Below are 13,062 nucleotides of genomic sequence, written 5' to 3'. Positions count from 1 at the left end.
TTTAGTGAGTAACCGCTTACACTTTCCAAACTTGCTTTAAAGCGCCGTTTGCCGTGTCAGTGGGTCGCATTATAGGGGCTTATTAAAATGCTGCAAGTGATTTTAAGCTTTATTTAAGTTAAAACAACACAACCGATTAAAAAACAATCAACTTGTGTTTTTATCCTACAAATTTGAATTTTTAATCGAAGATTATTGGGCTAACCACCATCTAAATATCAATCTGAGCAGTAAAGTTTGGCAAATGGTTGGGGATTTTCCAGTGCTTTATATAAAAAATGGCACTGCTGTATAAGCAGTGCCATTAACTTATTCATTTTTAACCATTACTGGTTAAAAATTAAATTACCATCTTCCACATCGACTCGAATAGCTAAACCGGGTAGTAAATCACCTCGCAGTAATTTATTCGCTAACGGATTCTCAATCTCTTGCTGAATTGCACGTTTAAGGGGTCTTGCACCATATACTGGATCGAAGCCCACTTCGGCAATTAGCGCTAGTGCTGCATCACTCACTTCTAAATCATAATCACGTTCAGCTAAACGCTTACGTAAAGAAGCTAACTGAATATTGGCAATATACTTGATATTGTCAGCATCCAAAGGATGGAACACTACTGTTTCATCAATACGGTTAAGGAACTCTGGACGGAAATGATGCGTCACGACATTCATCACTTCGGCTTTCATTTCGCCATAACTTAAACTACCAAATTTATCTTGAATAATATCTGAGCCTAAGTTTGAGGTCATGATCACCACGGTATTTCTAAAATCGACTGTACGACCCTGACCATCTGTTAGACGTCCATCATCTAGCACTTGTAATAAAATATTGAACACATCTGGATGTGCTTTCTCTACTTCATCTAACAAGATAACTGAATATGGTTTACGTCTTACAGCTTCGGTTAAATAACCGCCCTCTTCATAACCGACATATCCCGGAGGAGCACCGACTAGACGTGACACGGTATGTTTTTCCATAAACTCAGACATATCGATACGAACCATGGCAGATTCAGTATCGAATAAGAACTTCGCTAATGACTTACAGAGTTCTGTTTTACCAACACCAGTTGGGCCTAAAAATAGAAATGAACCAATTGGCTTATCAGGATCTGCTAAACCAGCGCGGCTACGACGAATAGCATTTGCAACCGCATCAACAGCTTCATTTTGACCGATGACGCGTTCATGCAGCACATTTTCCATCTGCAATAATTTTTCGCGCTCGCCTTCTAGCATCTTAGCGACAGGAATACCCGTTGCTTTTGATAGCACTTCAGCAATTTCAACATCAGTGACTTTATTACGTAACAAGGTCATCTCTTGTGTTTCTGCTGATGCGGCAAGCTCAATCTCTTGTTCAAGTTCTGGAATACGGCCATATTGCAACTCACTCATACGAGTTAAGTCACCAGCACGGCGTGCAATTTCTAAATCCATTTTAGCTTGTTCAAGATCAGCTTTAATGTTCTGAGTGCCTGCAAGCGCAGCTTTTTCACGCTTCCATACGGTATCAAGTTCATTAAATTTAACTTCAACTTCACTCAGCTCTTCACGCAGCATCTCTAAACGCTTACGACTGGCTTCGTCAGTTTCTTTTGCTAATGCTTGTTCTTCTAACTTTAGTTGAATGCTACGGCGTTCAAGTCGATCTAATGGCTCTGGCTTAGAATCAATCTGCATACGAATGCTTGATGCAGCTTCATCAATTAAGTCAATAGCTTTATCAGGTAACTTACGGTCTGAAATATAACGATGAGACATTGTTGCCGCAGCAACAATCGCAGGATCAGTAATTTCTACATGGTGATGTAACTCATAACGCTCTTTTAAACCACGTAATATAGCGATAGTGTCTTCAACACTTGGTTCGTCAACTAGCACTTTCTGAAAACGACGTTCTAACGCAGCATCTTTTTCAATATATTGGCGATATTCATCTAAGGTAGTGGCACCAACACAATGCAGATCTCCACGCGCTAATGCTGGTTTTAACATATTACCCGCATCCATCGCACCGTCAGACTTACCTGCCCCTACCATAGTATGTAATTCATCGATAAATAAAATCACCTGACCTTCTTCTTGGGCAAGTTCATTTAATACCGCTTTTAAACGCTCTTCAAATTCACCACGATATTTAGCACCCGCAATTAGGGAGCCCATATCCAGTGATAATACACGTTTATTTTTAATGCCTTCTGGCACTTCACCATTAACAATACGCAGTGCTAAACCTTCAACGATGGCAGTTTTACCTACACCTGGCTCACCAATTAATACTGGATTGTTTTTGCTACGACGTTGCAATACTTGAATGGTGCGACGGATTTCATCATCACGACCAATCACAGGATCCAACTTGCCTTGCTCTGCACGTTCAGTTAAATCGACTGTGTATTTTTTCAATGCTTGGCGTTGATCCTCTGCATTCGGATCGTCAACATTTTGTCCAGCACGCATTTGGTCTATGGTTTTCTCCAAAACGGGTTTAGTCGCGCCTGCTTGTTTTAAGCAATCAGCTAATGGATCACTTGTTTCAATGGCGGCTAATAAAAATAGTTCACTCGAGATATATTTATCTTTACGTTTTTGCGCAAGCTTATCGCAAAGATTAAGTAATCGAATTAATGCAGGAGATAGTTGTACATCTCCGCCAGTGCCTTGCACCTGAGGTAATCGCTCTAATTGCTGACCAAGCAATGAACGTAAGTTACTAATTTGGATCCCTGCTTGCGTCAGCAGTGGATTAATGGAACTTCCCTCTTGGTTGAGCAAAGCGACCATTAAATGGATCGGTTCAATAAATTGATTGTCACGGCCTAGCGCCAATGATTGAGCGTCGGAAATGGCAAGCTGAAATTTATTGGTCATACGATCGAGTCGCATACAGCCTCCGTTACTAATTTAAAGCAATTTACTAATTAAAATGTTTCTTACTTTAAAGATGGGGGGCGGCCTTAGAATTTCAAGCTTGGATCCAAATAAAAGATGCCATACGACCAGTAATACCGTCGCGGCGATAGGAAAAATAGTCATTTTGATGACTAAAAGTACAGCACCCTGCAGTATAAAATTTTTTTACACCACAATTAGTTAGCCTATTTTCGGCTAATTTAGAAAGGTTAGCTAAATACTTATCAGAATGGGAGATGAAACAATGTTCATCTTGGGGATTTTTATCAATAAAAGCTTGTTTGACCTCTGCGCCAACTTCAAAAGCTTGAGGCCAATACAGGGGCCAAGATAAGCAATTAATTGATCAGCATTGCAATCAAATTTGGCAATGGCTTGCTCAATGATGCCATCACACAAACCACGCCAACCGGCATGAACAGCTGCAACTTGCGTACCTTGCTTATTGGTTAATAATACAGGTAAACAATCCGCAGTCATCACCACACACACTTGATGGGGTTGTCGACTGAAGCTGCCATCAGCAATTGTATCGGTATCAACACCGAGCTCAACCACTTTAGTACTGTGAACTTGCTCTAACCAGTAAGGCACTTGTGGCAAAGCCAATTGCTGCGCCACAAGTTGTCGATTGGCTGCTACCGCATTAGCATCATCACCCACATGTAAACCTAAGTTTAACGAGTCATAGGGTGGCAAACTTACGCCACCATGACGTTGACTAAATGCGATTTTTATCCCATTGGGAACAGGCCAATCAACTACTAGCATTAATTAATACTCAATCGGATGCTCAAGTGTATCTTGACGTAATGCTTTAGTTAACTTAACCATATCGTCAGGGATTGGCGCATGCCAAGTCATCACTTCACACGTCATTGGATGTGCAAGTTCTAAACGTACCGCATGTAGCGCTTGGCGTTTAAAGCCTCTTAACTCTTCAAAAAACTCTGGACTCGCCGCTTTAGGTGGCTTTGGACGACCACCATATACAGGATCACCCACTAAGATGTGACCAATATGCGCCATATGTACACGAATTTGGTGAGTACGACCAGACTCTAGACGTAAACGTAAACGTGTATGAGCACGGAATTTTTCTGCCACACGGTAATGTGTCACAGCAGGCTTACCTGCGTGATGAACCGCCATATGAGTACGCTTAGTTGGATGACGACCAATTGGTGCATCAACCATACCACCGCCAGTCATAGTCCCCATAGCAATCGCTTCATACTCACGTGTAATTTCACGCGCTTGTAATGCTGCGACCAAATGCGTTTGTGCTTCAACCGTTTTAGCCACAACCATCAAACCGGTCGTATCTTTATCTAAACGGTGCACAATACCCGCACGAGGTACATGTTCAATGCTTGGGCAATGGTGTAGTAGCGCGTTCATCAGAGTACCGTCATGGTTACCGGCACCAGGATGTACTACTAAACCAGCTTGTTTGTTAATCACAATAATATCGTCATCTTCATAAACAATATCTAAGTCGATTAACTGCGCTTCCGCCTTAACTTCTTCTTCGAGTGTTGCTTTAACCTCAATTACTTGTGATTCAAGTACTTTCTCGCGCGGACGATTTACAACAACGTCATCTACCGATACGCTATCGCTTAGAATCCACTCTTTGATACGCGTACGTGAGTAGTCCGGAAACAATTCCGCAACCGCTTGGTCTAATCGCAGACCTGTTTGGCTTGCTGAAATCTCGCTTTTTAGATTAATCTCTTGTGTCATAAGGAACCGTACCCTGATTTTAAGGGTCCTAAAATATGTGCAATCTGTTACAATCGAAATTGTCGTCTATTTTATAACGAAATAGAAAAATTCTTAACTACAACTTAAAAAGAATCGAATAAAGTATGCATAAATTTGCTAAAGGCGCTACCGTGGCCCTACTTACTCTGGTAATTGCCGCATGTAGCAGCAACTCGGAACCAGAGTACGAAGTGAGTAAACAATCCCCAGAAGCATTGTACTCACAAGCTAGAACCTCAATGGAATTAGGCAACTATGCTAAAGCTGTTCGAAATTTAGAAGCTTTAGATTCTCGTTATCCATTTGGCCCTTATAAAACTCAGGTCCAATTAGATATGATTTACGCCTACTATAAACTAGACGACCCTGCTTCTGCTATCGCTAATATTGATCGTTTTATTCGCTTAAACCCTACTAGCCCAGACATCGACTATGTTTATTATATGCGTGGTCTGGTTAATATGCAGGCCGATGACTATCTATTTCACGATATGTTAGGCATTGACCGCAGCGACCGCGATCCCAAAAATGCTGAACAAGCATTTAAAGATTTTGATTTACTGATCAAACGTTACCCTGATAGTAAATATGCAGCCGATGCACGTAACCGCATGGTTGCCTTAAAAAACCGCCTAGCAGAATATAATTTAAAAGTAGCTGAATATTATACCATGATGAATGCTTGGACTGCAGCAGCAGGCCGTGCTCAAGAGGTATTAGAACAATATCCAGATACACCATCAACACAAATGGCGCTAGAAATCATGGTAAAAGCCTATGATGAATTAGGACAAAAACCACTAGCAGCACATGCTCGTCAAGTATTGATGGCCAACTATCCTGACAGTAAGTTACTGAAAGAATAATAAATACTATCGTATCAACAAAAAAACCAATCAATTATTTTGATTGGTTTTTTATTTTGTCTGCGCTCATAATAACACGCCTGCAACAGCTGGGTGTAAAAATTGTGCGATACGATCCATTTTAATTGTTTTTCAAAAAAAGCGGTTGACTCATCCACTTAAAAACCTTTTAATACGCTGCATGCCCGAATAGCTCAGTCGGTAGAGCAGAGGATTGAAAATCCTCGTGTCCCTGGTTCGATTCCGGGTTCGGGCACCATCTTTGTTTAATTGTCATAGACGGTTAATACATTGCAGGTGTGGTGAAATTGGTAGACACGCCAGCTTCAGGTGCTGGTGCCCATTAGGGCATGGAAGTTCAAGTCTTCTCACCTGTACCAGCCTTAATAAAAAAACCTCGCATGGCGAGGTTTTTTATTGGTATTGCTTACTTAACTGATTTAACTTCAGCTTCGGTTAAATAACGCCATTCACCAAGTTCAAGTTCAGCATCCAATTCAATGGCACCAATGGCCTCACGGTGTAAGCCAACCACTTTATTGCCCACAGCAGCAAACATACGCTTCACTTGATGGTACTTACCTTCAGTAATGGTTAATAGCGCCTCAGTTGGGTTAATAATCTCTAATAGTGCGGGCAATGTTGGACCATCTTCATTACGTAGCTCAATACCATTAGCAAATGTTTCAATTAACTCGCTACCAATTGGATCAGCTAATTGTACCCGATAACGCTTAGGGCATTTACGCTTAGGTGATGCAACTGAATGTGACCATTGACCATCGTCTGTAATTAACACTAAACCAGTGGTATCTGCATCCAAACGGCCAGCAATATGTAAGCTATCCACTTTCTCAATATCCAATAATCCCAATACTGATGGATAAACTTCATCAATTGTTGAGCAAATCGTATCAACAGGTTTATTGAGCATAAGGTAACGAGTACCAATCAGTGATAACTCAACACCATTTAAGGTAATTTTATGGGTTGGTAACACTTTAAAGCTAGAGCTTTTTACCACTTCACCATCGCAACAAACATCGCCACGGTGCAGGGCTTTTTTGGCTAAACTGCGAGTCAACTCAGTTGAATCACAAATAAATTTATCTAAACGCATATTAAACTCATCATATAATTATTAACCCTATTATCCGCTAAAGCGGCATTTTCACATAATCTTTAATCTGCTTAGCTAAATTATACTCAAACTATTTTGCGTTACTTAGTACGTCATAGCCGCTATAATCCGCCAAAGCGTTTTTCCCAATCGACAGAATTTAAGCAGATAAAGGCTAATCTAAGATCCTCATGAACGAAATAATTGAGCAACTTCAGGAACTAAGCGAAACCGTTCCAGTACCACTAGAGTTACCAACATTTGAACAACTAGTGGAAGTTGAAGAGCAAATTTTAATCCCCCTACCCGGTGACCTAAAAGAATACCTGCTAGATGCAAGTGATGTAATTTATGGTGCAATCGAACCGGTAACCGCATCAGATCCTTTTTCTCATACTTATTTACCTGAAGTGACCTCATATGCTTGGTCAATCGGTATGCCAAGAGAGATGGTTGCGATTTGCCAACAAGGTGACAGTTTTTACTGCATTAGCCAAGAAGGTGAAATCTTCTTCTGGCAAGATGGTGAATACACAGAGCAGTGGGAATCACTATGGGATTGGATTGAAGACGTCTGGTTAGCCTAAGCTTAATTATAGAGAGAATATTATGTCAAAGAATGTGCCATTAAATGCGATTGAAATGCAGTGTTTACGTCAGTCATTAGGACTTACACCAGCACAAGTTGCAGAAATCACCAAAACCACTGAAGCAGACGTATTAGCTTGGGAAAATAGTGAAACTGTTGCGCCAGAACTTGCGCAAAAGAAACTGCTTGAAATTGATGACATCATTGAAATGCAAGTGGTTAATACTTCAGACAGTATTGAAGCATTATTTAAAAAAGAGCCTAAGCGTCGTTTAAGCTTTGTTGTTTACCCAACACAGGCATTATATGTTCAGTATAACCCTGAGTTTTTAAGCTCTTTGCCATTAACTGAGCTATATAACACTGCCGCATGGCGCATCAAAAAAGAGTGCAAACTGGTATTAGAAGTTGAAATTACACTGGTTGCCTTTGATGTTGAATCTTATAAAGCATTCCGCGAGCAACAAGGTTTAGGCGAAAGCCGCGAAAACCGTGCTAAATGGGCTGCAACTCAGCTATAAGTAGCGAAAGTTAAAATAAAAACGGCCATAGATGTATTCTACGGCCGTTTTTTTATAGCCAGCTAAACATTAAAAACGATAGCTACTGCTTAAATACCAAAATGCACCTTGTGCCGAATGAGTCGTCTGGTCATAACCCACAAAATCAGCCGCACTAAATGGAGGGTCCTCATTAAACAAATTGGTTCCGCCAACGGTTAGTGTCCAATGTTCAAAACCGACGTAACTGACATTCATATCTACCGTCATCATAGAATCAACCGTACCCGTTGCTCCCGCATCTTTATCATCAGCATATTCACCAATATAGTTTAACCGCAATGCCGTTTGCCAATCAGTCACATTCCAGTCAACACCACCGACCCAGCGAAACTCAGGATGTTGGAACTCACCAGCTAATTCTTTTGAAGTCCCATTTTCACGGGTTTGCTTAAAAGAATTAACCCAAGTCAGGTTATAGCTAAAATTAAACTCACCATATTGCGCACCATCAAACTTATATTTGATATCAAAATCGATACCATCAGTAGTTTGACTACCTAAGTTAACGAAGCGATCATACATTTCAATAACCCGCCCAGGAATGCCACCAGATGCAGGTTCACGCTTAACAATCGCAGGATTACTCCCCTCTTGATCTAACCGATATTGACTATCAGAAGTGATTAAGTGGTCTTGATCGTAATTCCAGTAATCAAGTCCAAAATTCAGCTCATCAGTAATTTGCCAAACCATGCCTAAGTTATAAGACACCGACTCCTCTGGTTTCAGATCTGGATTACCTGAAAAAATCACGGTTTTCTCGGTCGCAGTACAGTCCTCTTTTAGGCCCGTTAAAGCACAACGTAATTTATCGACGAGCCCCGGCGACTCTTGTGTGGGCCCTAGCCCCAATTGCACAATTGATGGAGCCCGAAATGCTTCACCCCAACTGGCACGGAAGGTTAGACTTTCAGTCGGCATATAACGCAGCGCTATTTTAGGACTCGTGGTGTTACCAAAATCACTATAATTCTCATATCTAAATGCCACTTGCGCTTCTAATTGCTCAAATACTGGAATAAACAGCTCAGCAAACAGCGAGGTTTGATCGCGCTCACCACTTGCCTGTGTTGCCTCTGTACCAAAAATCTCACCGCGTAAAAATAGCTCATCGGGATCATCAGAAATTTTCTCTTCTCGATATTCAAACCCAACAGCTAACGCGGCATCACCTGCTGGCATACTGAAAATACTGCCTGACATTTTGCCATCAAATGCAGAGGTAGTAGATTTACCATTACGAGTGGTATTAACGGTAATATCATCAATGACAGCCTGATCTTGAGTGGTTGCAAATGGATTATATAAACCAGCATTAATTGCAGCTTGTAAACGCGGTGTTTGCACAAATCCCTGTTTACCATATTCATGATTACGGTTATATGAATAGGTGTATGCTAGCTCCCAATCCCAATCCCAATCCATGACAACGCCATTGAGTCCTAACACTAAACGGGCACTGTCAGATTCGGCTTCCTTAAAACGATTACCCGCCTCAGTTAAGCGGCGACGCATAGTCAAATCTTCACCAACAAAGGGATTGACCACAGTGCCAGAGGTAAATAATGGATTATCTTTCAACATATATAATTCAGAAAATGACGGACTCGCAGCGCCTTTAATCTTACTTTCATTATGCTGATACATCATTTCAGCAAATAGCTTGATCTCATTATCAAATTCATAATCTTGAAATACCGTTAAACCAATCCGAGTCGATTCTGGAATAGAAGTCATATGCGACGCATAGTCGTATAGGCAAAAATCTCCATCTACGCTTGTATCAGGACAGTTAGCAGCAGGAGTCCAACTGTAATCGTCTGTTTTAGCTAAAATGGCCCCATTGGCGTCAACCGTAGCAGGAATGTAAGTTCCGGGGTTACCTGCGCTGGATCTAAAATCCTCACCGCCATTAGCGCGTTGATCGGCGGATTTTGAATAATCACGGTCAGCAAAGAGTGTCTCTTTTTGCTTAAAGTAATCTAAAATCACTGTGGTATGAGCGTTGTCGGATTGGGTTCCCCATAAGATTGAACCACTGAGCTGACCATCACCATCCTCAACGGTATCGGCCACTTTGGCATTGACTTCAAAGCCTTCAAAATCTTTTTTCAAAATAATATTCACAACACCTGCAATAGCATCTGAGCCATAAGTCGCGGAGGCACCATCTTTAACAATATCAATCCGTTTAACCGCTGACATGGGAATTGCATTAATATCGACAAATGCCGTATCAATCGATTTAGCAAAAGCTGATACCGCAATGCGGCGCCCATTTAACAATACTAGCGTCGAATCTGCGCCCAACCCCCTTAACGAGATAGCGGCGCCGCCATTAGAAGTATCGTCTGAATTATTACCTTGGGTTGAAAATGTACCATTGCCAGAGATAGGCAACTTGCGCAGCAGCTGGGACATATCTTGCGCACCTGATTTAACAATATCATCAGCCGTTAACACTGTAACCGGCGATGCCCCTTCTAAATCGATTCGCTTAATATGACTGCCAGTAACCTCTATTCTTTCAACATCTTCATCTGCAGCCATGACAACTGGCGACATTAAACTCGCAACTGAAAACGCAATAGTCGTTTTCATCATTGTTTCATATTCCATATGAACCTCATTGTTATCTATTTACGACATCGACTCCCACTCACTTCAGTCAGTTTGGCTCTACAACCAATAGATAAGTATGTTGATTTTTCAGAAATTGCCAGTTTAAATTAGTGAATGCTAATAAATTATTTGTCGCAAATTGTGTTTAATTTCTTCCACATTAATTATCGCTTTAAATTAAAAGTCATTGTGCAGTAACGCCCACGTCATCATTTGGTGTATAATTCGCCACAAATGCCGCAGCCGCGGCATGTAACAGTGAAGAAATTAAAAGCTATGACAAATAATGACATTTTGCGCCGACTACGTTTTGTATTCGATTTCAGTAATTCAAAAGTGGTTCGCATTTTTGCCAAAGCAGATTACGAGATGCCGACTGAGCTACTCATCGATATGCTAAAGAAAGAGGAAGAGGAAGGTTATCGTCCATGTAACGATAGCATTATGTGTTCTTTCCTTGATGGCTTAATTATCGATAAGCGTGGTTTACGTGAAGGTAGTGAAGTACCAAAGCCGGTATCACAATTAGGTAATAACCTTATTTTCAAAAAATTGCGTATCGCTTTAAATTTACGTGAAGATGAAATCATTGCGCTACTTGCATTAGCTGATTTTGGTATGACTAAATCAGAGCTAGGTGCGTTATTCAGAAATCCTGAACACAAGCATTATAAAAAATGCGGTGATCAAGTATTACGTAACTTTATTAAAGGCCTATCACTTAAATATCGTGGTAAATAAGGCGCTACTTATTTAGTAAATAAGACAAAACGCAGCTCTGCTGCGTTTTTTATAACCAAAAATCCGCCATGTCATACTTAGGTAGGCAAAATAACAGTCTAAATATTATCAAGATCATATTTTATGATAAGCTTTAACTTCTAACCGTTACTCGTAAATTAGGGTTTGCCATGGACGATCAAAAACGCCCGCTCTATCTTCCTTTTGCTGGGCCTGCAATCTTAGAAGCACCATTAATTAACAAAGGCAGTGCCTTTACAGAAGAAGAGCGTATTTTCTTCAATTTAGAGGGATTATTACCCCATGTAATTGAGAACATTGAAGAGCAATCTTCTCGTGCTTACGAACAATATAAAAATTGCACGACAGATCTCGATAGACATATTTTTCTGCGTAATATCCAAGACACTAACGAAACCCTTTACCATCATTTAATCCAACACCATATCAGTGAAATGATGCCTATCATTTACACCCCTACCGTTGGTTTAGCATGTCAGCGATTCTCACACAATTATCGCCGTAACCGTGGTCTATTTATCTCTTATCCTAAAAAAGATCGTATTGATGACATCCTTAATAATTCAACTCGCCATAAAGTAAAAGTTATTGTGGTCACTGATGGTGAGCGTATTCTAGGTTTAGGCGACCAAGGTATTGGTGGTATGGGAATCCCAATTGGTAAGCTATCGCTATACACCAGTTGTGGTGGTATCAGTCCAGCTTATACCTTGCCGATTACCTTAGATGTTGGTACAGATAATCAACAATTGCTTGATGATCCTATGTATATGGGATGGCGTAATCAGCGCATTGGTGGCGAAGAGTATGCCGAATTTGTTGAAGCTTTCATGGAGGCTGCACAACGCCGCTGGCCGGGCGTGTTAATTCAGTTTGAAGACTTTGCGCAAAAAATGCAATGCCATTATTAGAGCGCTACAAAGACAAATATTGCTGTTTTAATGATGATATCCAAGGTACTGCGGCGGTTACAGTAGGTTCTTTACTGGCAGCCTGTAAAGCAGCAAAATCAAAACTTTCAGAGCAGAGAGTTGCCTTCTTAGGCGCCGGATCTGCTGGTTGTGGTATTGCCGAAGCGATTATTGCGCAAATGGTTGCAGAAGGGATTACCGATCAACAGGCGCGTCAACAAGTGTTTATGATCGACCGCTGGGGCTTATTACAAGATAATATGCCTAACTTATTGCCATTCCAGCAGCGTTTAGCTCATAGCCATGAGCACATTGAACACTGGTATAATTTTAGCGATAATATTTCGTTACTTGATGTGGTCAACAATGCTAAACCAACGGTATTGATTGGTGTATCGGGTGCGCCTGGATTATTCTCAGAGCAAATTATTAAGGCGATGCATGAACATTGCCCTCGCCCAATTGTGTTCCCATTATCAAACCCAACTAGCCGCGTAGAAGCGACCCCAAAAGATATCCTAAATTGGACCAATGGCGAAGCCTTAGTCGCCACTGGCAGCCCATTTGATCCAGTCCAAGTAGGTGAGCAAAAGTTTGAAATTGCCCAGTGTAATAACAGCTTTATCTTCCCTGGTATTGGCCTAGGCGTATTAGCTTCTGGGGCAACTAGAGTCAGTGATGCCATGTTAATGGCATCTAGCCGCGCACTTGCAGAGTGTTCACCTTTGGCTAAATACGGTGAAGGCCCATTGCTGCCACCGCTTGAAGAAATTCAACAAGTGAGCAAGTATATTGCTTTCGCCGTGGGTAAAGTGGCGATTGAAGAAGGCTTAGCGACTAAGCGTACTGATGAACAACTACAACAGAAAATTGAAAATAACTTCTGGTTGGCGCAATACCGCAGTTATAAACGCACTTCGTTCTAATCAATAACA

8 protein-coding genes, 2 tRNA genes and 2 pseudogenes are annotated in these 13,062 nt (G+C 41.1%); 7 read left to right on the top strand and 5 right to left on the bottom strand.

Annotation, left to right across the window (positions count from 1 at the left end):
- Positions 1 to 326 precede the first annotated feature (326 nt).
- From clpB to rluD, 3 genes and pseudogenes are all read right to left on the bottom strand, one after another.
- Positions 327 to 2,900, bottom strand: a complete 2,574-nt coding sequence (gene clpB, locus JCM15074_RS07030) for an ATP-dependent chaperone ClpB (RefSeq protein ID WP_025820566.1) — start codon at positions 2,898 to 2,900, stop codon at positions 327 to 329.
- Between the two features lie 79 nt (positions 2,901 to 2,979).
- A pseudogene (pgeF, locus tag JCM15074_RS21355) lies at positions 2,980 to 3,698 on the bottom strand (peptidoglycan editing factor PgeF).
- A 3-nt stretch (positions 3,699 to 3,701) separates the two neighbouring features.
- Entirely contained in the window at positions 3,702 to 4,673 is a 972-nt protein-coding gene (gene rluD / locus JCM15074_RS07020) for a 23S rRNA pseudouridine(1911/1915/1917) synthase RluD (protein ID WP_025820565.1), read from the bottom strand.
- 125 nt (positions 4,674 to 4,798) lie between these two features.
- Here rluD and JCM15074_RS07015 point away from each other — a divergent pair, with 125 nt between their 5' ends.
- From JCM15074_RS07015 to JCM15074_RS07000, 3 genes are all read left to right on the top strand, one after another.
- Complete coding sequence (locus JCM15074_RS07015) at positions 4,799 to 5,560, top strand: outer membrane protein assembly factor BamD (protein ID WP_025820564.1); 762 nt, start codon at positions 4,799 to 4,801, stop codon at positions 5,558 to 5,560.
- A gap of 183 nt (positions 5,561 to 5,743) precedes the next feature.
- Positions 5,744 to 5,819 (top strand) — tRNA-Phe (locus JCM15074_RS07005).
- A 34-nt stretch (positions 5,820 to 5,853) separates the two neighbouring features.
- Positions 5,854 to 5,940 (top strand) — tRNA-Leu (locus JCM15074_RS07000).
- A 47-nt stretch (positions 5,941 to 5,987) separates the two neighbouring features.
- Here the strand turns inward: JCM15074_RS07000 and rsuA are convergent.
- Positions 5,988 to 6,680, bottom strand: a complete 693-nt coding sequence (rsuA, locus tag JCM15074_RS06995) for a 16S rRNA pseudouridine(516) synthase RsuA (protein WP_025820563.1) — start codon at positions 6,678 to 6,680, stop codon at positions 5,988 to 5,990.
- Between the two features lie 191 nt (positions 6,681 to 6,871).
- On the opposite strand from rsuA, the gene JCM15074_RS06990 reads away from it, so the two are divergent.
- Both JCM15074_RS06990 and JCM15074_RS06985 read left to right on the top strand, forming a co-directional pair.
- Positions 6,872 to 7,267: an SMI1/KNR4 family protein gene (locus tag JCM15074_RS06990; protein WP_025820562.1), complete on the top strand. Its 396-nt coding sequence runs from the start codon at positions 6,872 to 6,874 to the stop codon at positions 7,265 to 7,267.
- A gap of 22 nt (positions 7,268 to 7,289) precedes the next feature.
- Positions 7,290 to 7,790: a DUF4447 family protein gene (locus JCM15074_RS06985; RefSeq protein WP_025820561.1), complete on the top strand. Its 501-nt coding sequence runs from the start codon at positions 7,290 to 7,292 to the stop codon at positions 7,788 to 7,790.
- A gap of 69 nt (positions 7,791 to 7,859) precedes the next feature.
- Here JCM15074_RS06985 and JCM15074_RS06980 read toward each other — a convergent pair whose 3' ends face one another.
- A complete protein-coding gene (locus tag JCM15074_RS06980; RefSeq protein WP_025820560.1) occupies positions 7,860 to 10,451 on the bottom strand; it encodes a TonB-dependent receptor plug domain-containing protein in 2,592 nt (863 codons plus the stop codon).
- 279 nt (positions 10,452 to 10,730) lie between these two features.
- On the opposite strand from JCM15074_RS06980, the gene JCM15074_RS06975 reads away from it, so the two are divergent.
- Together JCM15074_RS06975 and JCM15074_RS21350 are read left to right on the top strand one after the other, a co-directional pair.
- Positions 10,731 to 11,195, top strand: a complete 465-nt coding sequence (locus JCM15074_RS06975; RefSeq protein WP_025820559.1) for a YehS family protein — start codon at positions 10,731 to 10,733, stop codon at positions 11,193 to 11,195.
- Positions 11,196 to 11,365: 170 nt separating this feature from the next.
- A pseudogene (locus tag JCM15074_RS21350) lies at positions 11,366 to 13,053 on the top strand (NAD-dependent malic enzyme).
- Positions 13,054 to 13,062 lie beyond the last annotated feature (9 nt).

This window comes from Shewanella marina JCM 15074, from assembly GCF_000614975.1.
GTDB classification, from domain to species: Bacteria; Pseudomonadota; Gammaproteobacteria; order Enterobacterales; family Shewanellaceae; genus Shewanella; species Shewanella marina.
This window is presented reverse-complemented; position numbering and strand designations above follow the sequence as displayed.

Bases quoted from the DNA above. Each gene is read 5' to 3' on its own strand.
- clpB (WP_025820566.1), bottom strand. From the start codon at position 2,900: ATGCGACTCGATCGTATGACCAATAAATTTCAGCTTGCCATTTCCGAC.
- rluD (WP_025820565.1), bottom strand. From the start codon at position 4,673: ATGACACAAGAGATTAATCTAAAAAGCGAGATTTCAGCAAGCCAAACA.
- JCM15074_RS07015 (WP_025820564.1), top strand. From the start codon at position 4,799: ATGCATAAATTTGCTAAAGGCGCTACCGTGGCCCTACTTACTCTGGTA.
- rsuA (WP_025820563.1), bottom strand. From the start codon at position 6,680: ATGCGTTTAGATAAATTTATTTGTGATTCAACTGAGTTGACTCGCAGT.
- JCM15074_RS06990 (WP_025820562.1), top strand. From the start codon at position 6,872: ATGAACGAAATAATTGAGCAACTTCAGGAACTAAGCGAAACCGTTCCA.
- JCM15074_RS06985 (WP_025820561.1), top strand. From the start codon at position 7,290: ATGTCAAAGAATGTGCCATTAAATGCGATTGAAATGCAGTGTTTACGT.
- JCM15074_RS06980 (WP_025820560.1), bottom strand. From the start codon at position 10,451: ATGGAATATGAAACAATGATGAAAACGACTATTGCGTTTTCAGTTGCG.
- JCM15074_RS06975 (WP_025820559.1), top strand. From the start codon at position 10,731: ATGACAAATAATGACATTTTGCGCCGACTACGTTTTGTATTCGATTTC.